This is a genomic window from Nonomuraea insulae, assembly GCF_042656245.1.
The window spans coordinates 1-26,154 of sequence record NZ_JBHSPA010000054.1 but is presented as its reverse complement, the minus strand read 5'-3'; the positions used below and the strand labels follow the sequence as shown (position 1 = coordinate 26,154).

General features: G+C 68.6%; 24 protein-coding genes and 1 pseudogene. 17 read left to right on the top strand and 8 right to left on the bottom strand.

The genetic code is table 11. The annotated features are described in order from the left end of the window. Positions 1-327 precede the first annotated feature (327 nt). The 4 genes from ACFPZ3_RS41485 (at position 328) to ACFPZ3_RS41470 (ending at position 4,462) form a co-directional block, all read left to right on the top strand. A complete protein-coding gene (locus ACFPZ3_RS41485; protein WP_379519855.1) occupies positions 328-1,350 on the top strand; it encodes a DNA-methyltransferase in 1,023 nt (340 codons plus the stop codon). Between the two features lie 181 nt (positions 1,351-1,531). Continuing rightward, a complete protein-coding gene (locus tag ACFPZ3_RS41480; protein ID WP_379519854.1) occupies positions 1,532-3,496 on the top strand; it encodes a recombinase family protein in 1,965 nt (654 codons plus the stop codon). A gap of 32 nt (positions 3,497-3,528) precedes the next feature. Further along, positions 3,529-4,245, top strand: a complete 717-nt coding sequence (locus ACFPZ3_RS41475) for a DUF2637 domain-containing protein (protein WP_379519853.1) — start codon at positions 3,529-3,531, stop codon at positions 4,243-4,245. 46 nt (positions 4,246-4,291) lie between these two features. Further along, positions 4,292-4,462 carry a hypothetical protein gene (locus tag ACFPZ3_RS41470; RefSeq protein ID WP_379519852.1) on the top strand — a complete coding sequence of 57 codons (171 nt, stop codon included), beginning with the start codon at positions 4,292-4,294 and terminating at the stop codon, positions 4,460-4,462. Positions 4,463-4,586: 124 nt separating this feature from the next. Here the strand turns inward: ACFPZ3_RS41470 and ACFPZ3_RS41465 are convergent, their stop codons facing one another. Genes ACFPZ3_RS41465 through ACFPZ3_RS41455 form a run of 3 tightly spaced genes read right to left on the bottom strand, consistent with a single transcriptional unit; the run spans position 4,587 to position 7,635 of the window. Continuing rightward, complete coding sequence (locus tag ACFPZ3_RS41465; RefSeq protein WP_379519851.1) at positions 4,587-5,381, bottom strand: citryl-CoA lyase; 795 nt, start codon at positions 5,379-5,381, stop codon at positions 4,587-4,589. After that, complete coding sequence (locus tag ACFPZ3_RS41460; RefSeq protein ID WP_379519850.1) at positions 5,378-7,003, bottom strand: AMP-binding protein; 1,626 nt, start codon at positions 7,001-7,003, stop codon at positions 5,378-5,380. The genes ACFPZ3_RS41465 and ACFPZ3_RS41460 overlap by 4 nt, the downstream gene beginning before the upstream one ends. A 35-nt stretch (positions 7,004-7,038) precedes the next feature. Beyond that, positions 7,039-7,635: a TetR/AcrR family transcriptional regulator gene (locus ACFPZ3_RS41455; RefSeq protein WP_379519849.1), complete on the bottom strand. Its 597-nt coding sequence runs from the start codon at positions 7,633-7,635 to the stop codon at positions 7,039-7,041. Between the two features lie 160 nt (positions 7,636-7,795). Here ACFPZ3_RS41455 and ACFPZ3_RS41450 point away from each other — a divergent pair, with 160 nt between their 5' ends. Genes ACFPZ3_RS41450 through ACFPZ3_RS41425 form a run of 6 tightly spaced genes read left to right on the top strand, consistent with a single transcriptional unit; the run spans position 7,796 to position 15,032 of the window. Continuing rightward, positions 7,796-8,644 carry a MaoC/PaaZ C-terminal domain-containing protein gene (locus tag ACFPZ3_RS41450; protein WP_379519848.1) on the top strand — a complete coding sequence of 283 codons (849 nt, stop codon included), beginning with the start codon at positions 7,796-7,798 and terminating at the stop codon, positions 8,642-8,644. Further along, positions 8,641-9,462, top strand: a complete 822-nt coding sequence (locus tag ACFPZ3_RS41445) for an alpha/beta fold hydrolase (protein WP_379519847.1) — start codon at positions 8,641-8,643, stop codon at positions 9,460-9,462. The genes ACFPZ3_RS41450 and ACFPZ3_RS41445 overlap by 4 nt, the downstream gene beginning before the upstream one ends. A 15-nt stretch (positions 9,463-9,477) precedes the next feature. Then, positions 9,478-10,812 (top strand): MFS transporter, encoded by a 1,335-nt coding sequence (locus ACFPZ3_RS41440; protein WP_379519846.1) that lies wholly within the window; start codon positions 9,478-9,480, stop codon positions 10,810-10,812. Continuing rightward, on the top strand, positions 10,809-12,284 hold the full coding sequence (locus tag ACFPZ3_RS41435) for an aldehyde dehydrogenase (RefSeq protein ID WP_379519845.1): 1,476 nt from the start codon (positions 10,809-10,811) through the stop codon (positions 12,282-12,284). The genes ACFPZ3_RS41440 and ACFPZ3_RS41435 overlap by 4 nt, the downstream gene beginning before the upstream one ends. Positions 12,285-12,300: 16 nt before the next feature. After that, complete coding sequence (gene tcuA / locus ACFPZ3_RS41430; RefSeq protein WP_379519844.1) at positions 12,301-13,857, top strand: FAD-dependent tricarballylate dehydrogenase TcuA; 1,557 nt, start codon at positions 12,301-12,303, stop codon at positions 13,855-13,857. Next, positions 13,854-15,032, top strand: coding sequence for an alcohol dehydrogenase catalytic domain-containing protein (locus ACFPZ3_RS41425; RefSeq protein WP_379519843.1), 1,179 nt, complete (start codon positions 13,854-13,856; stop codon positions 15,030-15,032). The genes tcuA and ACFPZ3_RS41425 overlap by 4 nt, the downstream gene beginning before the upstream one ends. 38 nt (positions 15,033-15,070) lie before the next feature. On the opposite strand, the gene ACFPZ3_RS41420 is transcribed toward ACFPZ3_RS41425, so the two are convergent. Continuing rightward, entirely contained in the window at positions 15,071-15,499 is a 429-nt protein-coding gene (locus ACFPZ3_RS41420; protein ID WP_379519842.1) for a hypothetical protein, read from the bottom strand. A gap of 344 nt (positions 15,500-15,843) precedes the next feature. Here ACFPZ3_RS41420 and ACFPZ3_RS41415 point away from each other — a divergent pair, with 344 nt between their 5' ends. Continuing rightward, positions 15,844-16,308, top strand: coding sequence for a zinc-binding dehydrogenase (locus ACFPZ3_RS41415; protein ID WP_379519841.1), 465 nt, complete (start codon positions 15,844-15,846; stop codon positions 16,306-16,308). Positions 16,309-16,366: 58 nt separating this feature from the next. On the opposite strand, the gene ACFPZ3_RS41410 is transcribed toward ACFPZ3_RS41415, so the two are convergent. Beyond that, positions 16,367-16,819 carry a hypothetical protein gene (locus ACFPZ3_RS41410; RefSeq protein WP_379519840.1) on the bottom strand — a complete coding sequence of 151 codons (453 nt, stop codon included), beginning with the start codon at positions 16,817-16,819 and terminating at the stop codon, positions 16,367-16,369. Between ACFPZ3_RS41410 and ACFPZ3_RS41405 the strand changes: the two genes are divergently transcribed. Both ACFPZ3_RS41405 and ACFPZ3_RS41400 read left to right on the top strand, forming a co-directional pair. Beyond that, complete coding sequence (locus ACFPZ3_RS41405; protein ID WP_379519839.1) at positions 16,809-17,318, top strand: hypothetical protein; 510 nt, start codon at positions 16,809-16,811, stop codon at positions 17,316-17,318. The two genes, ACFPZ3_RS41410 and ACFPZ3_RS41405, sit on opposite strands and share 11 nt — an antisense overlap. Before the next feature lie 126 nt (positions 17,319-17,444). Then, positions 17,445-18,458 (top strand): LacI family DNA-binding transcriptional regulator, encoded by a 1,014-nt coding sequence (locus tag ACFPZ3_RS41400; RefSeq protein WP_379519838.1) that lies wholly within the window; start codon positions 17,445-17,447, stop codon positions 18,456-18,458. Here the strand turns inward: ACFPZ3_RS41400 and ACFPZ3_RS41395 are convergent. Then, on the bottom strand, positions 18,455-20,020 hold the full coding sequence (locus ACFPZ3_RS41395; protein WP_379519837.1) for a glycoside hydrolase family 43 protein: 1,566 nt from the start codon (positions 20,018-20,020) through the stop codon (positions 18,455-18,457). The two genes, ACFPZ3_RS41400 and ACFPZ3_RS41395, sit on opposite strands and share 4 nt — an antisense overlap. Positions 20,021-20,154: 134 nt before the next feature. Here ACFPZ3_RS41395 and ACFPZ3_RS41390 point away from each other — a divergent pair, with 134 nt between their 5' ends. Genes ACFPZ3_RS41390 through yicI form a run of 4 tightly spaced genes read left to right on the top strand, consistent with a single transcriptional unit; the run spans position 20,155 to position 25,636 of the window. Then, positions 20,155-21,510 (top strand): ABC transporter substrate-binding protein, encoded by a 1,356-nt coding sequence (locus tag ACFPZ3_RS41390; RefSeq protein ID WP_379519836.1) that lies wholly within the window; start codon positions 20,155-20,157, stop codon positions 21,508-21,510. 34 nt (positions 21,511-21,544) lie between these two features. Next, positions 21,545-22,471 (top strand): carbohydrate ABC transporter permease, encoded by a 927-nt coding sequence (locus ACFPZ3_RS41385; RefSeq protein ID WP_379519835.1) that lies wholly within the window; start codon positions 21,545-21,547, stop codon positions 22,469-22,471. Next, entirely contained in the window at positions 22,468-23,355 is an 888-nt protein-coding gene (locus tag ACFPZ3_RS41380) for a carbohydrate ABC transporter permease (RefSeq protein ID WP_379519834.1), read from the top strand. Before ACFPZ3_RS41385 ends, ACFPZ3_RS41380 begins: the two co-directional genes overlap by 4 nt. 34 nt (positions 23,356-23,389) lie before the next feature. Beyond that, positions 23,390-25,636 (top strand): alpha-xylosidase, encoded by a 2,247-nt coding sequence (yicI, locus tag ACFPZ3_RS41375; RefSeq protein WP_379519833.1) that lies wholly within the window; start codon positions 23,390-23,392, stop codon positions 25,634-25,636. A gap of 79 nt (positions 25,637-25,715) precedes the next feature. On the opposite strand, the pseudogene ACFPZ3_RS41370 reads toward yicI, so the two are convergent. Beyond that, positions 25,716-25,901 (bottom strand): annotated as a pseudogene (locus ACFPZ3_RS41370) (substrate-binding domain-containing protein); the annotation flags it as partial. A 30-nt stretch (positions 25,902-25,931) separates the two neighbouring features. Beyond that, the coding region (locus ACFPZ3_RS41365) for a hypothetical protein (RefSeq protein WP_379519832.1) at positions 25,932-26,154 on the bottom strand (223 nt) is incomplete at its 5' end.

The window sequence follows — 26,154 nt, the reverse complement described above, 5'->3', positions numbered from 1 at the left end:
AGAGATCAACGAGTGCTCGCCAAGGCTCACAGCGCTGCGCCAAAGGGTCGCCAGAGGTTCTTGCTCACCTGTGAATGCGCTCTTACGGCGGTTCGCACCGGCGTGGGGCGTGCGGATCTGAGGCCCGCCCCAACTGGCGATGACGACGCGAACCAACGCCGCATCACCGATTTTCAGTACCAACGATCAATCGATTCCGGATGGCTCAAAAACCAGAGAGCCGTCCCCGATCCCGCCGCTGCGGATGCTGTCACCCGGCGCCGGAGCACAGCCGACCGACCCCTTGAGCGCATGCCACAGCGGCAGCGCCGACGAAAGGTCGGCGCGATGAGGCAGCCCTACTGGACCAACGGCCCTGCCACCCTCTACCTCGGCGACGCGTGCGATGTACTCGCCGAACTCCCCACTGGTTCGGTCGACTGCATCGTCACCAGCCCGCCGTACTACGGCCTTCGCGACTACGGCGTCGAAGGTCAGTACGGTCAGGAGGACACGCTGGCCGGCTACGTAGGGACGCTGCAAAGGACCTTCCGCGAGGCCCACAGGGTGCTCGCCGACGACGGCACGCTCTGGCTCAACCTTGGCGACTCCTACGCCGCGAACTCCGACGGATGGGCGCGCGGCGCCAACTACAACCCCTACCAACCAGTCGTACGCCCCCGCGCACGGCTATCGGTACCGCCGAAGAACCTGCTCGGCGTTCCCTGGCGCGTCGCCTTCGCTCTCCAAGAAGACGGCTGGATTCTGCGGAATGCCATCGTCTGGCACAAGCCGAACGCGATGCCGCAGTCCGTTCTGGACCGGGTCACCACCCGTCATGAAATGATCTTCATGCTGGTCAAGCAGCGTCGATACTGGTTCGACCTGGACGCCATCAGAGAGCCTTGCACCGGAGACCGCCCTCTGTCCCGCCGAGCGCGGAAAGGCGGCAACAAGACCAACAGCATCAGAACTGCCTGGCCTGCCGACGGCAAGTACAGCGACGACCAAGACGCCTTCTGCGGCAAGGATCACGGCAGCGCCATGCTGCCCACGGGACAGCGGCACACAGCGGCACACCCCAACGGAAGGAACCCGGGGGATGTGTGGTCCATCTCCACTCGCCCGCTCAAGGCGGCCCACTTCGCGGCATTCCCCATCGATCTCCCGCTGCGGGCCATTGCCGCCGGTTGCCGCCCCAACGGCACCGTCTGCGATCCCTTTGCCGGAGCGGCAACCACGGCACTTGCCGCACGGCAACTCAACAGGTCGTTCATCGGGATCGAGATCAGCGAACCATTCTGCGACCTCGCCCGCGCCCGCGTCGTCGCCGCTGAAGCCGAGTCGACTCCGGAAGAGCCGGGACAGTGACTCCAGGGATACAAAGGGCCTGCTCAGGGCCTCCCGAATCGGATTCAGTCGCGTACTCTGCAGGGCCCGGTCGACCACAGAACCGTCGGCCGGACGTGCGGATCGAAGTAGTCGCTGTCGGCGGACCCGAGGGTGACGAGATCGAGGCACGCCAACTCGCCGTCATCTTGGAGGTCTTGCGGTGTCTGTTCGAGCAACAGAAGCCGTGAGCTTTCCGTGGGAAGACAACGATGATGTGAAAGCCGCCCAGGCCGCCGAGATTCCCCTCTCGGTGGCCTGGCTCGGCCGCACCTCCACGGACGATCAGCAAGACCCCACCCTCTCGCTGCCCCGGCAACTCCGCTCGTCCCGGAACGCCCTACCAGCCGGGTCTCTCATCGTTGCCCACTTCTACGACGTGGAATCGGGCCGGATGGACCTTGAGGCTCGTGGCCGTGGCCACGCGCACGAGGCGTTCGACATCCCGATCTCCCGCGATGGCGGGATCCAGGACCTGCTGGCTGAGGCCAAGCGCCCGGACCGCCGCTTCGCCGCTGTCATCTGCGAGTCCATCGAGCGCGTCGCCCGCCGTACCTACTTCGGAACCAAGGTCGAGTACGAGCTCGAACAGGCCGGCGTGATGCTCTTGGCCGCGGATGAGCCACTGCCGCAGCTCCGCCGCCCCAGCGATGGGCGATCGCGCAAACAGGCCACGCCCATGCTCACGCGTCGGGTCAAGCAGGCCGTTTCAGAGTGGTACGTACTTCAGACTCTCGAACTGGCCTGGGACGGCACCTGTGAGCATACGGAGCAAGGCTGGAACACGGGCAAGGCTTGCTACGGCTACCGGAACGACAGGCTCCCGCATCCAGTGGCTGCCAAGCGCGCAGAAGGCAAGACCAAGAGCCGACTGGTCCCGCATCCTGCCGAAGGGCCGACGGTCACGTACATCTTCCTGCTGCGGGTGGTCCACAGGCTTGGCTACGACACGATCGCTGACCGGCTCAACCTCGATCCACAGACGTACCCGCCGCCAACGCCAACAAATCCGCAACGTGCCCTCGGCAGATGGAGCGGCTCTGCCGTCCGGGAGATCTTGTGCAATCCCAAGTACACCGGCTACATGGTGTGGAATCGGCGCGCGAGCAAGAAAGGCGGTAAGAACAACCCGCCAAGCGAGTGGGTCTGGTCGCCTCGTCCCACCCACGAGCCTCTCGTGACGAAGGAGGTCTACCAGAAAGCCGCCCGGATTGCTCAATCTCGTCAAGGGTCTCCTGTAACGACGAACCCAACGCGCCAACCGAAGACATGGCATACATATGCCCTTCGGGCGTTTGTCGTATGCGACGCCTGTGGCAGGCGGATGCAAGGCAACCCCAAAAAGAAGAACCTGTACTACGTATGCAAACCGGACAAACGTGAGCACGAGGATCGGCGTGATTGGTACGCCCGGCACCCCAAGAGCGTCTGGGTTCGTGAAGACCATCTGCTGGACCACCTGCAAGAGTTCTTCGCGAACCGGGTGTTCGGAGCTGAACGTCTGAGAGCGCTGCGGGCCCGGCTTGCCGACGACGCGCCGAAGCAGGAGTCGGCGGTTCAGCGGGCCAAGAGGCAGATCTTGGATGTCGAGAAGCGCCAGAACAATGTGCTTCTGCAGATCGAGGATTATGTGCCGACTGGCGATGATGAGATCGATCAGGATTTTCGCAGGCGACTTCAGCAACGCTACGCAGAGCTTGGGCAAGCCCGAAAGGCCAGAATCGCGGAGCTTGCGGCACTAGAGGAAGAAGAGCAGCCAGATGCGGACCAAACGCTTCTGGATAAGCTCCCTCGGCTGAGGATCTGCCTCAGATCCCTCAGCGATGATTTGCGGCGCAGGCTCTTCGACGCATTCCACCTCGAGGTACGGTACCGGGCCGACACCAATGAGGTCTCGATCAAGATCACCGTCAAGGCGGACAACGTCTCCGCGATCACTGACTTGGCTGACGCGATCTCCGGTCCATCTGAACCTCGGGCACTCTCCAGCACAGAAGCGACACGTGTAACCAGAGCGCGGCCACGTGCAGCGGTACGCCCCTCCAAAGCGGTTCCGAGCGCGACGGTCGAAAGTGTGTACCCGCTTCCCAAGCCCTACAGCCGACGTGCTCAGCCTGCACAGACATGACAGCTGCTAATGACCAAGAAAGGTGTTGGCTCGTGAGCGACGGCGAGAGGGAGCACCGGCTCCCGAAGTCGAACGTGGCGGAGGTTCGCAACCGAAGCAGGTCCGACCTCTGGATCTGGAAAGTGACCACCGTGAGCGTCCTGTTGGTCGCGGTGATCGCCGCGGTGGTCTCCTTCCGCCACATGCACGAACTCGCCATGAAACACGGTGAGGATCGGTTGGCGGCAGCGCTCATTCCCCTCGCCGTGGATGGCACGATTGTGACAGCCTCCATGTCGTTGCTGCTGGCCAGCCGATCCGGATCCCGTGGAGGGGCGCTTCCCTGGATCATGCTGGTCTTGAGCAGCTTGGCCAGTCTGGGGGCCAATATCGCGGTGGCTGAGCCGACCTTCATCGGTCGTGTGATCGCTGGCTGGCCGAGCTTCGCGTTGATCGGGGCGTACGAGATGTTGATGAGCCAGATACGCAGGTCAGCCCGCCGAACCGATCACGATCAGGTGACGGTCGAGGATGAAGAGCAGGAGCAGGAGCGCGGTGATGAGGACGCCGTGTCTCGAGGGCGACGCGGATGGCAACGAACTGCGTGGATATGGGCGCAGGAGATGCTGGCTGAACACGGTGAGCTGCCGACGGGCTTGGCGATCGCTCGCCAGTTCGGTCGATCAGCCAGGTGGGGGCGGCTTGTCAAGGAAGCGGGGGTGTCGGGGCGACTCGCAGAGCATGCCGAAAGCTGTGCGGAATCTCAATGATGTTGAGCGGGGCGGTCCTACCAGAGGCCACCGGTTATGCCGCGGCTTGTACGCGGGCCGCCCCGCCATCCCCACCGGCAAGCTCATCCTCGACGCCCTGGCCGGCATCCGGCTCCTCCCGGGCACCGGCCAGTCACCCTCGGCCATTCCGCAACCCACCGACCTTCAACTCCATCTCCTGGACCTCCTCGACATCGATCCACGAGATCTCCGCTGAAGATCACCCACGTGCGGAAAACGGGGGCTAGCTCTCGCTAGGAGATCACCGTGGAGAAGATTCGTGGATCCAGCGCACCCTCGGTGAGTCAACGGCGTCGGCACTTCCCGGAACTGCGCAACTGTCAACGACGAGGACTGCGCGAGGCTGTGGCTCGCTGTTCCGCGTCGTGCCAGACGTGGGCGGCGATCGGCTGCCGGTGCTCCTCGACGAGGTGGCCGACCAGGCCGATAGCGCGGGCCATGACGCCGAGCCCTCGAACCACGCGTGGTGGCACGCTCATGGCGGTTGCGATGGCGCCGATTGCTCCGGTGACGTTGACCGGAAGGATCTTGCCCGTGCGTGTCGCGGCGGCAGATGCGACGGCGCGCACCAGCCGTTCGTTCGCGGGATCCACACCGTGCTCGCGCGCGAGGGTGAACAGCCGCTCGGCGCGGGGGTCGAGCGGCTTGTGCACAGGGTGTCCGATGCCGGGCACAGGATGACGGCAGTCGAGGAAGGAAGCGGCGATGCGTGCAGCCAGCGCGGCGAGCGCGTCATCGTCGCTACGCCAGCCGGGCTCGTTGGCGGCCTCGGCGCAGTAGCGGGCGGCGCCCTCCATTGTGCCTACGAAGGTGTCGCCCAGGCCCAGCAGCCCGGCGGCGACGGCGCCCTGCAGTGACTCGGGCGCACCAAGGTGGGTCAGCCGGGTGACCAGGGCGCTGGGCGTGAGGCCGTGCTCGACGAGCGCGACGACCAGCGCGTTGAACACGACCGATTCGTCGGTGTCCGGCAGGCGGCCGAAGAGCTCGAGATAGGCGAAGTCCCCCAGCCCGACATGCCCGAGCACGTCGGTGACCAGATCGAGGCCGTGCACGACGACCCGGTCCGATGTGGCCCAGGCGATGTCGGATCGTACGGGGTCCTGTGGGTGGTTCACGGGTTCTCCTGCTCTGGGGCGGCCAGCAGCGCGGCAGCCATCTCGCGCAGCCGGTCTTTGCGGATCTTGTCGCCGTTGGCGCTCGGTGTGGTCGGGAACTCCGCCAGTGCGATGACCCGCACGGGCACCTTGAAACCGGCCAGCAGTTGTCGACAGTGCTCGATCAGGTCGTCGGGTCGCGCGCTCGCACCCGGGCTGATACGGACGAAAGCGATCGGCTGGTCGTCGCCGGTGTGCGGCTCTCGTACGCCTACGAGCTGCGCGAACTCGACCGCCGGGTGGGCCATCAGACAGGTCTCGATGTCGGCGGGATTGACGAGGTAGCCCTTGACCCGCATGGCGTCGCCGAGCCGGGAGTGGTATTCCAGGATCCGGTCTGGCAGGGTGCGGCCACGGTCGCCGCTGCGGTACCAGCCGTCGGCGGTGAACGCGCGGGAGGTCGCCTCCGGGTTGGCCAGGTAGCCGGTGAACAATGTCGGGCCGCGGAACTGGAGCTCTCCCTCGCAGCCGTCGGGCAGCGGCTCTCCGGTGTCGACGTCGGCCGCGCGAACGGACAGTCCCGAGGGGATCAGACGGCCGCCGGCGACTGCCCGCGAGCCGGGAGGAGCAGCGAAGTCCCAGGTCGCGGCGAAGGCAAACAACTCCGACGAGCCGTACACATTGACGGCTCGGATCCCGCGAGCGTCCGCGGCCGCCACGATGTCCTCGATGGCGACTCCGGCGGTGACGATCCGGCGTAGCCGGCCGGCCTGTCCGGCCGCGACGCGTGGATCGGCCAGCACCTCGCGCAGGGGGCCTTCGGCGCAGGTCAGGAACGTGATGCTGTGCCGTGCCAGCGCCTCCACGGTCCGGTCGAGGTCGTGGACGGGCAGCAGGACCTGCGTCGTTCCCGCCGACAGCCCGGCGGCGAAGGGGACGAAGCCGAACGTCCCGTTGAGCGGGAGCACCGACAGTGCGACGTCGCTCTCGGTGAGGTCCACGACGGCGGCGACCTCGCTGATGTGCCGCGTGACGGTCTGCTGCGTGTGCACGGCGAGCTTGGGCGCCGACGTGGTGCCGGAGGTGCCGAAGACGATGACCGGATCGGCCGGCTCCCCGCAGGGCGCGATGCTGTCGGCCACCGGTCGGCGTAGGTCCTCCAGCGGCACCGTGGCCAGAGCGTCGGGAGCGCCGGGAACGGTTGTGGCGTGCACCGGCACGAGCCAGCGCAATTCCAGGCTCTCGCGCCGCGGCCACACGTCGACGAGGCGGCCGGCGAGATCGACGGACTCGAACCGTGGGGCGACGACCAGCGCCTTGGCGCGGCTCACCCGCAGCAGGTGCAGCAGTTCGGCGCCCCTGTAGCGGGTGTTGAGCGGGACGACCAGCAGGCCGAGCCGGGCGGCGGCCAGGAACGTCATGACCCACTCGGCGCAGCTGGGCAACAGCAACGCGATGGCGTCGCCACGTCTCAGGCCCAGCGCGTGCAGGCCCGCCGACAGCTCGCGGCTAGCGGTGTCGAGTTCGGTGTAGGTGAGGGCGGCGCCGCGGCCGTACAACGTCTCGTCGACCAGGGCGATGCGGTCGGGCCGACGCTTGGCTGCGTCGGCGAAGAGTTCGTACACGGTGGAGCAGGCGGTCACGGGTACCTCCTGGTTGCGCGAAAAGGAGCGGTATGTCAGTCGTGGATGCTGCCGACCAGGGCGAGGGCGTAGTCGGCGTACTCGCCGGCGATGTCCTCGCGCGAGAGGCGGCCGTCCTGCCGGTACCACTGGGCGATGCCGGCGCACATGGTGAGCACCGCCCTGGTGACTCCCCTGGAATGGGAGGTGGTGAACGTGCCGGCCCGCACACCGTCCTCGATGATGCCGTCGAACAGCGCCTCGACCCGGTCGCGCGCCATCACCAGCCGCTTGCGGTCGTCATCGCCGAGATAACGCAGCTCGCTGTGCGCGATCAGCGCCTCCATCGGATGGTCGACGATGTAGCCGACGTACGCCTTCACCGCCGCTTCGAGCCGGTGCCGCGGCGATGCGTCGGCCCCGGTCAGGGCCCACTCGGTCGCGGACAGATGGTCGTAGTTGGCCTTCTTCAGCAGCTCGACCAGGAGGTCCGACTTGGAGTCCGCGTAGTGGTACAGGTTCGACAGCACCACTCCGGCGCGGCGGGCGATGTCTCGCATGCTCGCGCCGTGGAATCCCTTCTCGGCGAAGGCCTCCAGAGCTGCGGCGTATACGGCGTCACGCGAGTTGGACGCCGTAGAACGATCGTTCATATGGAGATCCTGGATGCCCGCGCCTGACGCTGTCAAGAGTTCAATTCGTCCAGGTTAAGCCTTGACTATGCCATCAGCACCTGCCTAGTTTTCAAGCTGTTAGATCGGACGACCGTTCTAGAGCCTTACTGGAGACGTGAGGCTGACGAGAGGAGGTTCGGTGCCCGGGACGACGCGGTACTTCGAGGATTTCCGGCTGGGCGAATGCGTCCACAGTCCGGAGTTCACACTGACAGTGGATGACCTCACCGACTTTGCCCGGCTTTCCGGAGATCGGCACCCGATGCACCTGCCGTCCGCGGACGGGCTCCAGGACGGGCCCATCGCCCACGGTCCGCTCGGGCTGGCCCGCTACTTCGGAACCGTCCACGAGAGCGGTGCCCTACGGGACTCGGTGATCGCGCTGCTGGACACCAACTGGCGCTACCTGGCCCCGCTGCGCGTGGGACAGCGCCTGCACTACCGCACGACCGTGACCCGCACCAGGCGTGCCTCAGCGGGAGACCGAGGCGTCGTCAACCGATGGATCGAGCTGCGCACGTCCGGCGACCAGACGCTGCAGCAAGGCAGCAGCGCCGTGCTGGTCAAGGCGCATGGAGTCGCGAACGCCGACGCCGACCCCGTCGCCAACACACCGTTCTCGCCCCGGTGGGCCCGCGCGCTCGCCACTCTGCTGGAGAAGGACGAGCTGTTCAGCTCGACGACTGAGCTGTTCGACGGCGGCATCGGCCTCGCCTCGGAGAATGACGAGGTGGTACTGCGCGTCTACCGCGGCGCGATCATCGAGGCCGCAGGGCGCACTCCCGCCGGGCCCGACTTCACGCTGCGCGGCGCCGAGCACAGCTGGGCGGGCCTGCTCACCGGCCCCGAGAACGACCTGATCGTACGTGTCCACCGCGGCGAGTTCTGGGCTGTTGGCGACACCTACACCTATCTACGGCTGACCGCGGCACTCCAGGCCATCGTCGACAATCTGCGCGTCATGCACCGAGCTGGGGCAACCGCATGACCGACCCGCGACCACACGCCACGGGCACCGCGCACTACCTGGAGATCAACGGCAGGCTGGCGTTCGCCGAGACCTACGGCGCGGGTACACCGGTGCTGCTCGTGCACTCCGCCGGCCAGAGCGGCGCGCAGTGGCGCGACACCGTCGCAGGGCTGGCCGAGCGCGGCTGGCAGGCGGTCGTCGTCGACCTGCCCGGCCACGGCCGGTCGGAGCTTCCGGCCGCTGGCCCGATCAGCGACCTGGACACCTACGCGCAATGGTGTGTGACGGTGATCAGAGCGCTCGACCTACGACGACCCAGGATCGTCGGCTGCTCGATCGGCGGCAAGATCGCGCTCGACATCGCCGCACGACTCGGCGATGAGGCATCAGGCCTGGTCGCCATGGCCGCGGACGCGCACAACAACGGGCAGAACGAGCGCGCCCTGCGCCGCGCCCTGCCCGACGCCGCGTCGCCGAGCCGCGCGGACCGCACGTACTACGGCACGCTGGCGGCCTGTGGCGGTGCAGTCGCGCCGCAGCGCCGCGCCCTGATCGCCGAGATGCACCGCCGCGAGGACCCCTGCGTCTCGCTGAACGACCTGATCGGCTGGAGCCGCCACGACCTGCGGCCCGTCCTGGCCACGATCACCTGTCCGTCGCGCCTGGTGATCGGCGCCGACGACTTCTGGCTCACCGACTCGACCGCCGACGCCACAGCGGCGGCGATCCCGAACTGCGAGCTCACCGTGCTGCAGGGAGTCGGCCACTACCCGATGGAAGAGATCCCGGACTTCGCCGCCATGCTCGACGGCTGGCTCCGGGACCAGCAAGTCTGACCCATGGAGGTCACCGTGACAGGCACCCCCACCACCCCCACCACCCCCGACGCCCAGCGCGGTGTGCGCGCCACCCGCGGGGCCGCCATCGGCTTCGCCATCGACTGCTACGACATCTACCTGCCGGTCGTGACCATCGCGCCCGCGCTCGGCTACTTCATGGCCTCCGATGAGGTCTCGCCGACCATCGTGAGCCTGGTCAGCGGCCTGATCTTCGCCGCGACGCTGCTCGGGCGGCCGGTCGGCGCCGTCGTGTTCGGGGCCGTGGGCGACACCGTGGGCAGGCGCAGAGCCACGCTCATCGCCATGTACGGCTGCGCCGCGGGCACGCTGGCGCTGGCATTGCTGCCCGGCTTCGATCAGATCGGCATCGCGTCCGTCTTCCTGCTGGTCGTTCTGCGCCTGATCACGGGGGTCTTCCTCGGCGGCCAGTACACCGGCGCCATCCCCTTGGCGATGGAGAGCAGCCCGCCGCACCAGCGCGGCCTGTACGGCGGACTGATCACGATGGGGTTCCCGATCGCCTTCTGCGTCGTGTCCGCCCTCACCTACTCCGTCATGAGTGGCACCGGCTCGGCGTACACGGCATGGGGCTGGCGCGTGCCCGTGCTGATCGGGGCCGCGGCGACCTTCGGCTTCGCCCTCTACTACGGGCGCACCGTCGACGAGTCCCCCGCCTTCCAGGGGCTCGCCGGGAAAAAGCAGCGGCATCCGGCCCTGCAACTGCTCAGCGGAGAAGGAGCGCGCAGCCTGCGCCAGGTCTTTGTCATGATGACCGGCGTCTGGCTGATCTCGAACGCCACTTCGGCGTCGTACCCGGTAACGCTACGCTCCCTGGAGGGCGTCACCAGCCAGCAGGGAACGCTCGTGATGGTCCTGGCCCAGGTCGCCCTGATCGCGGCCTACCCGGCCACCGGCGCGCTGAGCCAGCGACTCGGCCGCCGCCGGGTGCTGATCGGCTGCGGCGTACTGGCCGCGGTGGTGGCGCCGTTGATCTATCTGGCGATCGTCGGCTCGGGCGCCACCTCCGTGCCCGTGCTGACGGTGCTGACGATCGCGCTGGTGCTGAGCTCGATCTGCTGCTTCGGCTGCACCGCCGCGTACCTGTCCGAGCGCTTCCCGACTCGGATGCGGGCCAGCGGGTACGGGATCGGCTACAGCGTCGCGGTGATCATCCCGTCCTTTTACGCCTTCTACGAGAGCGGGCTCGCATCCTTCATGCGGGCCACGCACACCACCATGGTCCTGTACGTCGTCGGCGGAATCCTGCTCGCCGTGGGAGCGTACCTGGGGCCCGAGACCAAGGACGTCGACCTGCACGCCGACGCCGCCCTGGAGGGGGCTCGATGAGCATGCTTCACGAGGACCGCCTGTTCATCGGCGGTGAGTGGCAGGCCCCGAAGAGCGGGGCGCGCCTGGAGTCGATCGACCCCTCCACGGAAGAGGTATGGGCCACGGTTCCCGACGCCGGACCCGCCGACGTCGATCTGGCCGTCGCCGCGGCGCGGGAGGCGCTCGATGGGCCATGGTCCCGCCTCACCGCCACCCGGCGTGGACGCCTGCTCACCGAGCTGGCCGCGCTGCTGGAGCGGGACGCGACTTCGCTCGGCGAGTTGGAGAGCAGAGACAACGGCAAGCCGCTGCGCGACACCGTCGGCGAGGTGCGGCGGGCCGCTGAGTGGCTGCGCTACTACGGCGGAGCGGCCGACAAGCTGCAAGGTGACGTGATCCCCTACCGCCCCGGCGCGCACGCCTTCACCCGCCTGGAACCGGTCGGCGTGGTCGGCGCCGTCACCCCGTGGAACTCTCCGATCAGCCTGTACGCGTGGAAGCTCGGACCTGCTCTGGCCACGGGCAACGTCGTGGTGCTCAAGCCCGCCGAGCAGACCTCGGTGTCCGCGCTCGCATTCGCACGCCTGGTCCACGACGCCGGGCTGCCACCGGGTGTGGTCAACATCGTGCCCGGACGCGGCGCGGGCGCGGGACACGCCCTGGTGAGCCACCCCGGCGTGGACAAGATCTCGTTCACCGGCAGCTACGAAACCGCGCGGCAGATCATGCGCAGCGCCGCCGACGGGCTGAAGCGGGTCTCCTTCGAGTGCGGGGGCAAGTCACCACACATCGTGTTCGCCGACGCCGACCTGGAACGGGCGATCACCGTCGCCACCCACAGCGCGTTCCGCTCCACGGGCCAGTCCTGCTCCGCGGGCTCGCGCCTGCTGGTGCAGCGCGAGGTGTACGACGAGGTGCTGGACGCGTTGACGGCCCGTGCCGAACGCATCCGCGTCGGTCCGGCGCTCGACCCGCGCACCCACATCGGCCCGCAGACCTCGGCCGAGCAGCTGGACAAGACGCGCCGCTACATCGAACTCGGCCTCGACGAGGGTGGCCGCGTCGTCACCGGCGGCGGTCGCCCACTAGGTCTGGACCGTGGCTACTTCGTGCAGCCGACCGTCTTCGAGGGGCTGGCCAACGGCTCGCGGCTGGCGCAGGAAGAGGTGTTCGGGCCGGTCCTGACCGTGATCCCGTTCGACACCGAAGAGGAGGCCGTCGCGATCGCCAACGACACGACCTACGGTCTCGTTGCAGGCCTCTGGACCCGTGACGTCGGGCGCGCCCACCGGGTCAGCGAACGGCTCCAGGCCGGGCTCGTCTCGGTGAACACCTTCCGTCCGGTGCACTGGACCCTGCCGTACGGCGGCTACAAGCAGAGCGGCCTGGGGCGAGAGAACGGCCTGGCCGTGCTGCGCGAGTACGTGGAGGTCAAGAGCGTCGTCGTGGACTACGGCGACGACGCGCCCGAAGACCCGTTCGCCGACTGAGCTGAAGGAGGAACACATGACGGACACCGACACCGGCGTGGACATCGACGGGGACATCGACGTGCTCGTGGTCGGCGGCGGCAACGCCGGGTTCTCGGCCGCGCACAGCGCACGAGAACACGGGGCGCGGGTGCTGCTACTCGAACGGGCCCCCAGAGACGAGGCGGGCGGCAACTCCTTCTACACCGCGGGCGCCTTTCGGCTGGCCCACGAGGGGCTGGCCGACGTCACGCCGATGCTGGCCCCTGACGAACGCTTGGAAAGAACCGTTCTGCCGCCGTATACCGCCGCCGAATTCACCGCGGACATGGAACGGGTCACCGACGGGCGCAACGACGCCGTCCTGACCAGGCTGCTGGTGTCGCGCAGCGGCGACACCGTCCGATGGCTCGCGGACAAGGGCATCGGCTGGCGGCTGATGTACGAGCGGCAGGCGTACGAGAGCGGCGGCATCTGGAAGTTCTTCGGCGGTCTCGCGCTCGGCACGGTCGGCGGCGGCAAGGGCCTGATCGCCCAGCACACCGCGGCGGCGGTGGCCTCCGGCGTCGAGATCCGCTACGGCGCCAACGTGACGGCGCTCCATCGCGGCCACGCCGGCGCGGTGACTGCGGTGACGTACGCCGACGCGAGCGGTGAGCACACCGTGCGAGCCCACGCGGTCGTCCTGGGCGCGGGCGGGTTTGAGGCCAGCTCGCGCCTGAGGGCCCGCCACCTGGGTCTGGAATGGGCTCGGGCGATCGTCCGCGGCACCCCCACGAACGACGGCGCGATCCTCGAACTCGCCCTGGCCCTCGGCGCCGCCCCGTACGGCGATTACGGCACCTGCCACAGCGTTGCCTGGGACGCCGGAGCCCCACCCGGCGGCGGCGACAGACGTCTGACCAACCAGTACACCCGCCAGAGCTACCCCTTGGGCATCGTGGTGGACCGCGACGGCCGCCGCTTCGTGGACGAGGGCGCCGACTATCGCAATTACACCTACGCCAAGTACGGCCGGGAGATCCTCCGGCGGCCCGGCGGCGTCGCGTGGCAACTGTTCGACGCCACCACCCGGCCGATGCTGCGTACCGAGGAATACGACAGCCAGCCGATCACCTGGGCCGGCGCGGACACCGTAGAGGAGCTAGCGAGCCGACTCGGCATCTCGCCCGAGGGACTGCGCCGGACAGTGGACGAGTTCAACGCCTCGATCGTGGACGAACCGTTCGACCCCTCGATCAAGGACCGGCGGCGGGCGCGGACCGAACCGCCCAAGTCGAACTGGGCACTGGCGCTGGAGACACCGCCGTTCTACGGGTACGCGGTGAGCTGCGGCATCACGTTCACCTTCGGCGGTCTGCACGTGGACACGAGCGCCCGCGTGCTGGACGAGGAATCGCGGCCGATAGAGGGGCTGTACGCGGCGGGCGAACTGGTGGGTGGCCTGTTCTCGGGCAACTACCCGGGCGGCAGCGGGCTGACGTCGGGAGCCGTCTTCGGCAGGATCGCGGGCGCCGCCGCCGCTGCGCGTGCAAGCTCCTCCGTAGATACTGCGGGCGTGGCGGGCTCGCATACGGATGGGGGCGTCAGGTGAGCGGGTGGAGGCCCACGGTGGCGGCGGTGTTCGAGGGGGTCGACCCTGGGCTGAAGATCCGTCGCGTGGAGGTGGCCGCGCCACAGGAAGGCGAGGTCCTGCTGGAGGTGGCGGCCTGCGGAGCATGCCACAGCGACGTGCACAAGCTGCGGGGACACGGCACGGTCGCCCCGCCTTGTGTGTTCGGGCATGAGCTGTCCGGCACCATCACCGAGACCGGACCATCGGTCGACCGGGTGCGGCCTGGCGATCGGGTCGTCTGCTCCTTCCTGGTGCCCTGCGGCAAGTGCGCCGCGTGCGCCGCCGGCGCGGACGACGACTGCGCCCCCTTCCGATCGGCGATGCAGCGCGACGGTCTGCGCTTCGACGGCACTCACCGCTACCGGTTCCTCGACGGCGCAGCACTGCGCGCCTCCGGAGTCGGCGGCCTGGCCAGACACGTCGTGCTGCCCGCGACCGCCGTCTTCCCGCTGCCCAATGACTGGCCATCGGCATGGCCGCTCGCCGACGCCGCGGTGCTCGGCTGCGCGGGCCTGACCGCGTACGGAGCCGTACATCGGGCCGCACGGCTGACGGGCGGCGAGCGCGTGCTGGTCATCGGCGCGGGTGGTGTCGGACTGTGCGTCATCGCGCTGGCCCGCCACGCCGGAGTGGTTGGCACAGTGGCGACCGATCTACGGCAAGGCGCTCGGCGCGCCGCGCTGGACTTCGGCGCGACGGCGGCGCTCGACGGCGCGGATCCGCCTTCCGCGGCGCACTCTGTCGAGCAAGTGGCGTCCGAGGACACGGAGCGGGGGCTGGCTGACCGGGTCCGCTCCGTGCTCGGCGGCGATCCCGACGTCGTCTTTGACACCATCGGCACGTCAGACACCCTCCTGCAGGCCCAACAAATCGTCGCCGTGGGCGGCCGGGTGGTGGTGACGGGACTCGGCGGCACCTCCGGGCGGGGCATCATCCCCGACCTCACGGTGTTCGTCCGCCGCAAGGTGGCGCTGATCGGGTCGTACGCCGGGTTGCCGCGCGAGGACATGCCACGGCTGCTCGACGCGGTACGCTCGGGTGCGTTCGACCCGGCCCGGCTTGTCTCGGCCCGCTATCCCTTCGCCCAAGCGGCGCGCGCGTACGCCGAGGTCGCCGCCGGCCGCATCGTCGGACGCGCCCTCATCGAGTACTGACTCCATCACGGTTCGGCCAGGCCAGTGTCCGGCCCGGCTTACGGCAGCGCGTCGACGACGGCCAGGCCAATGCCGTCGGGCGGCTGAGAGGCGACGGCACGGGCGCCGACCTCTTGTTGTACGCCCCGATCGACACCCTGACCACCGGAGACCCGGACCTGGACGTGCCGTGAGCCGGCCCCCATCTGCGCCCCGACATGCGGGCCGAGGCGCGCTGCGACGACCCCTATGTCAGCGGCCTGGGTGTGAGCAATCCCAAGGGCCACGCGGCGTGCGTCCTCGTCGTGGGCGAGGCGCTGGTCGCGGTGCGCCCGCGACTCGCCGGAGACCTGCTGGTCGCCTTCTGGGCGGGCGGTATGCCGACCAACGCCATCGACGACACCGGCCGCCTGAACACGGGGGCACGGCGTCGGCTGCTCCTTCCTGCTCGAACGCGGCTGGCATTCCGAGTACGCGGTGATCGCCAAGCCGGGAGATTTCGTCGCGCACGAAGAGGTCGGTCTGTGCTGGTTCGAGATCGTCGTGCCGGGGATCCACACCTACGCCGGTAGCCGGCACCGCCTGCCGTACCAGAACCCGATCGTGATGGCCGCCCAGGTGGTGATGCGGCTGGAACGGTGGCTGGCGGAGTATCCCGAGCGGCACCGCACTGCGACGGCGGCGGCTGGGAGCGCATGCTCGCGGTCACGCCCGCGGTCTGCCGCATCCGTCTCGATCTGCGAATCGCGCCCGGCGTCACCCCTCCTGGCGGTCGAGCTGATGCTGGCAATCCCGGGTACGTACACGTCCCCGCAGGACTGGGTCGTACGCAGTGCGGTTCGCCCAGCTCGCGGTCATGGGCGGCGTCGCGGTTGTGGGCATCGCGAGTGAGGCGAAGGGCGCGTTTCTCGAGTCTCTCGGCGCCACGGCGGTCGCTTACGATCGCGGTGGCGTCGGGCGCCGGATTGAGGAGCTACTTCCGGCGGGAGCCGACGCCGTCCTCGATCTGGTCGGCGATGACGCGCTCGAAAGCGTCACCGCCGTGGTCACCGCCCGGACGCTGGTGACCACGGTGGCGGGGGAGGAAGTCGCGGCACGGTTCAAGGCTTGCCCCCTGAGGCGCGCGAACAGCACCGCGACGCTGACCGCTCTGGCCGATCTGGTGATGAACGGGAAGCTGGACCCTTGCGTCCGCCGGGTCTTCCCGCTCGCCGAGGCGGGTGACGCGCTCGCACTCGTGGAGTCCGGTCACGTGACCGGCAAGGTGGTGCTCGACGTGACCACGGGGCGGCGCTGACTCCCAACCGGACGGCGCAGGTGTGGCGTTACCGTGGAGCCGCCCGGCTCGTGTGCTCCTACCGGACGCTCAAGCCTCGAAGCGGCCGCCTGGGCGCTCGCACGTACTCTCCAGACGGACAGTCTGTGGGCCCGTCGATCGCGGAGAGTGCTTCCAGCACGTGGAAGGCGAACGCCGCTCTGGCGCGGTGCGGCCCGCCCTCGATCGCGTCGGCCAGATCCCGCACGCCGAGTGCCTGGCGGGTCTGCTCCTTGGTGCCGACCGCGCCGAACAACTCGACGGCGGGCGGCAGGACGGACCAGTCCGCTTCGCCGTGCCGCCGCACACGGACGTCGCCGTCGAAGTGGTTGGGGTGGGGCAGGGTGAGCGTCCCTTCGGTGCCGTAGACCTCGATGGCGGGCAGATCGCTGTCCCAGACGTCGAAGCTCATCATCGTCGTGCCGGTGATCCCGGAATCGAAGACCGGGACGCCCGAGGCGTGGGTCGGCACTTCGACGTCGATGCGGTCCACGACCCGCTCCGGCGAGGTCACGGTCCGTGCCGGCGCGCCGATCCTGGCGGCGCGTGTTCAGCCAGGCAGGGATGCGGTCGAGGTCTTGGTGGCGCTCGAGCAGCTCGCCGGTGTGCACCAGGGACTGGCGGGGGGACAGGGTGCAATGCGCAGCAACGGCATCGAATTCGCCGTGCTCGCCCTACGGCGACGCCAGACGTTCATCACGCCGTGGATCCGCCTGGTGGTAGGCGTGCATTTCTGGCCGCTGGCGGTTGTGCTGGGCAACTCGTGGCTGTTCGTGCTGAGCGCGTTGCTGACCGCCACCGCGGTCGTCACCGTCCTGATGCATCGGCAGACTGGACTCCCGCCCAGCGCCATCACGGGAGCGGGTGCCGGTGCGTGCCTTCTCGGTACCGCCGCCTGGGACGCCTTCACCCTGATTGATCGCGGACCTGGCAAGAGGGTGCCGAAATCGCGGAAGACTCGCCAGCGCACATCCACAAGGCATACGACTTGAACTGCTTTGAGCCGGATATGATCCATCTGCCGCGTGGCGCTGATCCCCTGAGCCTGCTGGCAGGTATGGAACCATCGAACACAGGCAGTCGGGATACGTCGCGGTGGCGGCTGGGAAGCGAAGGACATGAACCGGGCACCAGGAATGGTGGATGTGGCACGCGAGGCCGGCGTGTCGCACGTCACCGTGTCCCGGGTGCTCAACGGCCACCCCTCCGTGCGTCCGGAGACGCGGGCTCGTGTCGAGGCTGCCATCGAGAAGCTCGGCTATCGGCGCAACAGCGTCGCCCGCGCGCTCAAGAGCCGCCGCTCCTCGACGATCGGGGTGGTGCTCGCCGGAGCTGAGCTGTACGAACTACCCAGAATCTTGCGTGGCGTGCAGGGCGCGGCGCAGCGGGCCGGATACTGGGTGAACTTGGCCAGCTGGCAGGGCGGCACGACCCTGGACCTGGCCGAAACGCTGCAGCGGCTCGCCGACCAGGCGGTCGAGGGCATCGCCGTCATCGCGGACCGACCCATGGCGGTGGAAGCCCTGGCCGACATCGCCACCGGCGTACCGATGACAGTGATCATGTCTGGCAACGTGCCCAACCCGGACCTGGGCTTCGTCGAGCTCGACCAGGAGCTGGGCGCGCGCATGGCCGTCCGTCACCTGCTGGAGCTGGGGCACCGTCGCATCGTCCATCTGACCGGCGCGTTGCGGACCTTCGACGCGCAGGCTCGGGTCGACGGCTGGAGAGCCGCGCTGGCGGACGCGCCGCAGGCCCGCGGCGAGCTACTCGAGGGCGACTTCACCGGCAACAGCGGATATCGGCTGGCCACCTATCTCGTCACGCGTCACGCGGATGAGCTGCCGACAGCGATCTTCGCCGGCAACGATCAGATGGCCATGGGGGTGCTGGCGGCCTTCGCCGAGCTCGGCGTCAAAGTTCCCGAGGACGTGTCGCTGGTGGGGTTCGACGACATCGTCGGAGCGGCCTATCTGGTGCCGGCGCTCACCACGGTCCGGCAGGATTTCCTCGGTCTCGGTGAGCGCTCCATCGAGCAGTTGCTGCGGATGATGCGAGGTGAGTCGGCCTCGATTGAGCGGATCGCTCCCGAGCTCGTGGTACGTCGCAGCACTGGGCCGCCCCGGCGTTAGCCTGGCGGCTCGGTGTGCGGTTGGTATTCGAACCAGTGGACGCGCGCGCGGCTTTGGCTGGCGTGGCCGTTGCTGGTGCCGTAAAGGCCCAGGTATACGCCTACGAACCCGCCTGCTCGCTCGGTGCTGAAGAAGGACCGCTCGATGGTGGCCAGGCTGGTCCACCGGGTGCCGTCGGACAGGCGGAAGGTGTAGCCGTTCTCGTCCGCCTCGACCTCCAGCAGACTCTCTTGCGCATGCGACGGCGCGGACGCCAGGCGGGTGCTGGTGCCCGAATCCCGGGCTGTCAGCACGACCTGTGCTCGTCCGTTCTCGTCGGCGGTGACGGCGAGAGTGGCGTGGTGGTCCTGGTTCTGGAAGACGGCCAGTCCGGCCTCTTCGGCCGGGTGCGCGGCGAGGAAACTGATGCGGGTGCGGACGCGGAAGCGGACGTGCTGCTGTCGCCGGGCGATGAAGGCCGGCACGCTGGTGGAGCTGAGCGGCTGGGGGGCCAGGTCGATGTCGAGCCCGCCGCCATCGGCCGCGGGTCTGACCCGGTCGCCGACGGGGCCGCGCAGGCTGTTCCACTCCAGGCCGAGCATCGGCTCGCGGAAGTGCACCCGACCTACCGCCGTCTCGCCGATCCCTTCCCCGGACGCCGGCGACGGCAACCGTTCCAGCAGTCGCACGCCGCCTGATTCCGGCGCGAACACCGGCCCTCGGGCGCTCCAGACGACGGGCACCAGGAACACCTCCCGGCCCAGCGTGTGGGTCCCGTCGATGGGCCGGACACCCAGCGTCACCGCCCACGTCTCGCCGTCGGGCGTCTCCACCAGATCGGCATGGCCGACATTGTGAACCGGCTCTTCGAGGCTGCGGTGCCTGTGAGTCAGCAGCGGACTGCGCGGGTCGGTGACGTAGGGGCCGGTCACGGTGTCGGAGCGGGCGGCGGTGACGCTGTGGTTGCCCTCGGTACCGCCCTCGGCGGCGATCAGGTGGTACACGCCGTCGCGCTTGTACAGGTGCGGTGCCTCCACCCAGGCCCCGCGGACCGCTCCGTGCCAGAGCACGTGTGTGGGGCCGACGAGCTTGAGGAGGTCCAGGTCCAGTTCGCGCATCCACAATTCGCCGGGGCCGCTGTCGGCCGGCTGCGGCGCGTCCCGGCAGGCGGTGAGCCAGCATCGGCCGTCGTCGTCGAAGAACAACGACGGATCGATGCCTTCGGCCTCCAGCGGAACCGGATCCGACCACGGACCGCCTGGATCCTCGGCCGTGACGATGAAGGTGATGCTGCCTTGCCGGTTCCTGGCCAGGGTGGAGACCACGTAGAACCTGCCGTTGTGGTGACGGATGGTCGGCGCCCAGATCCCGTCGGAGACGTCGAGTCCCTGTAGCGGAAGCTGCCCCGGCCGGTTCAGCACGTGGGTGAGCTGCTGCCATCGGACCAGGTCACGGCTGTGGAAGAGGGGGAGGCCCGGATAGTAGGCGAACGACGAGGTGACAAGGTAGAAGTCCTCACCGACCCGGCAGATCGACGGGTCCGGGTGGCAGCCGGGCAGGATCGGATTGCGGAAGGTGGGCAAAGGGGTGCGCTCCGAGACGATGTCGGCTCTGTTACGAGCAAGGTCTTGACAGAATGACAACGTTAACATCAGGTTAGATCCCAACGCACGACCCGGCAGTCCGCCGGCTGCACCACCCGCCCGAGGAGATCGTCATGACCCCACCGTCCCCCTCTACGCCCCGACGCCGCCGGCGCCGGACGATTCTGGGCGCCGCCGCTCTGGCGGCCGCTCTGATGGCGTCGCTGGCCGCTTGCTCGTCCGATGACTCTGCTTCCTCGGGCACGGCGAGCGCCAGTGGACCGGTCACGCTGGAGTTCTGGACCTGGAGCCTCAAGGGCAGCGATCCGGCGGCCAAGGCGATCATCGACAAATACCACCAGCTGCACCCGAACGTCACCGTCAAGCTGTCCGAGGTCGGCGGCACCTCCGACACCGCCGCCAAGCTGCTGGCCGCCGACCAGGCCGGCGACACCCCCGACGTCGTGCAGATCGAATACCGCGGAGTCCCCGCACTGGTGGTCGCCGGAGCCGTCAAGGACATCACCGCCGACGTGGCCGGCGCCAAGTCCGGCGTCGACCCCAACATCTGGGCCCAGACCACCTTCAACAACCAGGTCTACGGCGTGCCCCAGGACATCGGCCCGATGGTGCTCACCTACCGCAAGGACCTGTTCGACAAGTACGGCGTCAAGGTCCCCACCACCTGGGCCGAGTACGCCGAGGCCGCCGAGCAGATCCACAAGAAGGACCCCGACGCCTACATCGCCAGCTTCGCCGCCAACCAGCTCGAGTTCTTCGCCGCCCACGCCGCCCAGGCCGGCGCGCAGTGGTGGAGCACCGACGGAAACGCCTGGAAGGTCGGCATCGACAGCGAGGCCTCACTCAAGACCGCCGACTTCTGGCAGGACCTCGTGGAGCGGGACCTGGTCAAGGTCGAGCCGCTGCTCACCCCGGAGTGGAACGCCAAGGTCAACGACGGCAAGATCCTGAGCTGGGCCGCAGGAGCCTGGGCGCCGAGCGTGATCTACACCGTGGCGCCGGACACCGCCGGCAAGTGGGAGTCCGCGCCCCTGCCGCAGTGGACGAAGGGCCAGGCCGCGGTGCCGTTCCTGGGCGGCTCCGCCTACCTGGTTCCGGCCAAGTCCAAGCACGCCAAAGAGGCCGCGGCCTTCGCCGCCTGGCTGGGCGCTTCGGAGGAAGGCAGTAAGTCGCTGCTCGACGTCGACATCTTCCCCGGCGGGAACGCCGGCCGCCAGGCGACCCTCAGTGCCGAGCCGCCGAAGCTCATGCCCCAGCAGAAGGACTTCTACCAGGTCACCGACCAGGTGATCAAGAACACTACGATCCCGGTGACCTGGGGCCCGAACGTGAACGTGGCCCAGAGCGCCTTCGGTGACGCGCTCAACAAGGCCGCGCTCGACAAGACCTCCTTCCGCGCGGTGTACCAGGCCACGCAGCAGGCCGTGCTCGCTGACCTGCAGAAGTCCGGCTACACCGTTACCCAGTAGCCGCGTACGGCTCAATCCCCACCCTGGACGTCTCATGCCCGCCACCTCCACCGGTCGGCGCACGCGCCTGCGTGCAGCCGCCACCCCATGGCTGTTCGCCTCGCCCGCGATCGTGCTTTTCACCCTGTTCATGATCATCCCGATCGGTTATGCGATCTACCTGAGCTTCCGCGGCTTCCGCGTCGAAGGCGGCGGCGCGTTCGGGCGGCGCGTGCAGACCTTCATCGGGTTCGACAACTACACCGCCGCGCTCGGTGACCCCGAATACGTCGCCGGGCTCGGCCGGGTGCTGCTCTACGGCATCATCGGCATCCCCAGCGTGCTCGGCCTCGCGCTGCTGTTCGCGCTGCTGCTCGACACCCCCAGGGTGCGGGCGCGCGGCTTCGCCCGCACCGCGATCTTCCTGCCGTACGCGGTGCCCGGCGTGATCGCCAGCCTGCTGTGGGGCTTCCTGTACCTGCCCAGCACCAGCCCGGTCACCTATCTCGCCCGGCAACTGGACGCCGGGCCGCTGGACTTCTTCGGCTTCCCCGCCCTGTACTTCTCCCTGGCGAACATCGCGCTGTGGTCCGGCGTCGGCTTCAACATGATCATCATCTTCACGTCGTTGCGCGCCATCCCCACCTCCGTCTACGAGGCGGCCCGCATCGACGGGGCGAGCGAGCTGCAGATCGCCTGGCGGATCAAGATCCCGCTGGTGGCGCCCGCGCTCGTGCTCACCGGACTGTTCTCCGTGATCGGCACCCTGCAGCTCTACAGCGAGCCGGCCACGCTGCGGCCGATGACGACCACGATCAGCTCCACCTGGGTGCCGCTGATGAAGATCTATCAAGAAGCGTTCACCAACGACAACCTCGGCGGGGCCGCGGCCGCCTCCGTCGTGCTGGCGCTGGGCATCCTCGTCCTGTCGCTGCTGCTGCTGCGGTTCTTCCAGCGCCGGACCTTCGGAGACAACGCATGACCGCTGTGACCCGTACCGGCGACCGTCAGTTCGGCAACCGCCGGCGGCCGGGCAGGCGGCGCCGGCCGCGCCTGGCACTGACCGTACTGCTGCTCGGCGCGCTGTACTGCCTGACCCCCGTGGCCTGGGTGGTCGTCGCCGCCTCCAAGAGCACACGCGAGCTGTTCACCACGTTCTCCTTCGCACCCGGCAGCGGTCTGTTCGACAACCTCGCCAATCTCAGCGCCTACGGCGGCGGCCAGTTCTGGACGTGGGGGCTCAACTCTCTGCTGTACGCCGGCGTCGGCGCGGTCCTGTCCACCCTCGTGTCGGCCATGGCCGGCTACGCCCTGGCCAAGTTCCGCTTCCGCGGGCGTCAGGCGCTGTTCTCGGTCATCCTGGCCGGCGTGCTCGTGCCCGGGATCGTGCTGGCCGTCCCGCAGTACCTGCTGCTGGCCGCCGTCGGCCTGGCCGGGACGCACTGGTCGGTGTTGCTTCCAGTGATCATCAACCCGTTCGGGATCTTCCTGTGCCGCGTCTTCGCCGTGGCATCGGTGCCGGAGAGCACGCTGGAGGCCGCGCGTCTGGACGGCGCCGGTGAGCTGCGCATCTTCGGCACCATCGTGCTGCCGATGATGGTGCAGGGGCTGGTCACGGTGTTCCTGCTGCAGTTCGTCAGCATCTGGAACAACTTCCTGCTGCCCTTCATCATGCTCTCCGACCAGGACAAATACCCGATCACCCTGGGTCTGTACACGTTCCTGGGCAAGGGCGCGGGCGATGGCGACCTGTATTCGCTGGTCATCACGGGATCGGCCGTCGCCGTCATCCCCCTGATCATCCTCGTTCTGGTCCTGCAGCGCTTCTGGCGCGCGGACCTCCTCGCGGGCGGGCTCAAAGGGTGACCCGGTCACTGTCGTTCGAAAAGGATTCCCACGAATGAAGTTCACCGACGGGCTCTGGCAACTGCGCCCTGGCGTCACCGCGCTGTACGCGGCCGAGGCCTACGACATCCGGACCGAGGACGCCGCTCTCGGCGTGACCGCGCCCACCACCGTCATCAACCGCCGAGGAGACACCCTCAACCGGCCGGTGCTGTCGCTGCGGCTGTCGTCACCGCTGGCGAACGTGATCCGTGTCCGGATCGATCACCACGCAGGGGGCGCCGACGAGCGCGGCTTCGACCTCGTCGGCACCGAGGACGGCCACGGGATCGTCAAGACCGACGGAACGACGCTCACCAGCGGCGCGCTGAGCGCGACCATGGCCCCCGGGGCGCCCTGGAGCCTGTCCTTCCACGGTGACGAGCGCCCGCTGACCTCCAGCGGCCACAAGTCCATCGGCTACTTCCGGCTCACCGGCGACGCGCAGACCGACCCGGGCCCGGTCGGCAATCCCAGGCCCGGTCCGTCCGTCCACCTCGCCCAGCAGCTCTCGCTGGGCGTGGGCGAGGTGGTCTACGGGCTGGGCGAACGGTTCGGGCCGCTGGTCAAGAACGGCCAGACGGTGGAGATCTGGAACGCCGACGGCGGCACCTCCTCCGAGCAGGCCTACAAGAACGTGCCGTTCTACCTCACCAACCGCGGCTACGGCGTCTTCGTCAACCATCCTGGGCACGTCTCGTACGAGATCGGCTCGGAGGCGGTGCAGCGGGTGCAGTTCTCGGTCGAGGGAGAAAGCCTCGAATACTTCGTGATCTACGGGCCGGCCCCCAAGCAGATCCTGGAACGCTACACCGCCCTCACCGGCCGCCCCGCACGCCTGCCCGCCTGGTCCTACGGCCTGTGGTTGTCCACCTCCTTCACCACGGACTACGACGAGCAGACGGTCACCTCGTTCATCGACGGCATGGCCGAGCGCGACCTGCCGCTGTCGGTCTTCCACTTCGACTGCTTCTGGATGCGTGAGTTCAACTGGTGCGACTTCCAGTGGGACCCGCGCGTCTTCCCCGACCCCGACGGCATGCTCGCCCGCCTGCACGCCAAGGACCTGCGCGTCTGCGTATGGATCAACCCCTACATCGCCCAGCGCTCACCTCTGTTCGCCGAGGCCGCCGAGCAGGGATTCCTCCTCAAGCGATCCGACGGGTCGCCCTGGCAGTGGGACCTGTGGCAGGCCGGCATGGGGCTCGTCGACTTCACCAACCCTGAGGCGACGCGCTGGTTCCAGTCGAAACTGCGCGCCTTGCTGAGCCAGGGCGTGGACGCGTTCAAGACCGACTTCGGCGAGCGCATCCCGCTCGACGTCGCCTACTTCGACGGCTCCGCGCCCGAACGCATGCACAACCTCTACACCCAGCTCTACAACCAGGCGGTGTTCGAGGTGCTGGAGGAACAGCGGGGCCGAGGTGAAGCGGTGCTGTTCGCCCGTTCGGCGACCGCCGGCGGTCAGCGGATGCCGGTGCACTGGGGCGGCGACACCGGATCGACCTACGAGTCCATGGCGGAGACCCTGCGCGGCGGCCTGTCGCTCGCGTTCTCCGGTTTCTCCTTCTGGAGCCACGACATCGGCGGCTTCGAGGGCACCCCCGACCCCGGCGTCTTCAAGCGCTGGCTCGCCTTCGGGCTGCTGTCCTCCCACTCGCGGCTGCACGGCTCCTCGTCCTACCGCGTGCCGTGGGTCTTCGACGAGGAGGCCGTCGAGGTGACCCGGCTGTTCACCAAGCTCAAGCTGCGCCTGATGCCGTACCTGTTCCAGGCGGGCGTCCAGGCGCACCAGAGCGGAACCCCGGTGATGCGGCCCATGGCCATGGAGTTCCCCGGCGACCGCAACGCCGCCCACCTCGACACTCAGTACATGCTCGGCCCCGACCTGCTCGTCGCCCCCGTCTTCACCCCCGACGGGACCGTGGAGGTCTACCTGCCCGACGGGACGTGGACGAACTACCTGACGGGTGAACGCATCGAGGGCGGGCGCTGGCGTACCGAGACGCATGGCTTCACCTCGATGCCGATCTACGTCCGCGAAGGAGCCGTCCTGCCCATCGGCGCCAGGGACGACCGGCCCGACTACGACCATCTCGACGGCCTCACCCTGCGCGTCTACCCAGGACCGGAGGGCGAGACCACCCTCACCGTCACCGACCACGCCACCGGCGAGCCCACGCGGTTCACCGTCACCCGCGCGCACGGCGAGGTGTCGGTCTCCTCCTCTCGCGCCTCCGGCTGGGTCTGGGAACTCGCCTGACGCCCGCGTGCCGAAGGCGTTTCCAGGACGAACGACGCATGGTCCCCGCGCTCGCCGTCGTGATCAAGCCCCTCCGAGGTCACCGGCCGACCGGCGGCGCGGTGCTCTCGCGAACAGTGAAGGTGGTGGCCAGTTCGAGCCCGACCTGTGGCGTCTCCTCGCCGCGTCCCGGAGCGAGCGCCAGTTCGGTGGCGGCCGCGGCCATCTCGGTGAGCGGCTGGTGAACCGTGGTCAGCGGAGGATCGATGAGGGCGGTGATGGGGAGGTCGTCGAAACCGGCGGTGCCCCAGCTCGATCAGGTGGCGGGTGGCCGAACGGCCGCCGGACCAGTTCGTCGCGCCGACGAAGGGGACATCGTCCGGTAGTTCGGTGGTGGGATCACCAGCTTCTCCACGCAGGCCTCCATCAACGAGGCCGGTGGGATCGTCATCGTCCCCCACGGCCTGACCCTCCAGGCATACAGCGAGATGCTGGGCGGGGGTGTGGTGACCAGGGCCGTGATCATTGCTCTCGGGATC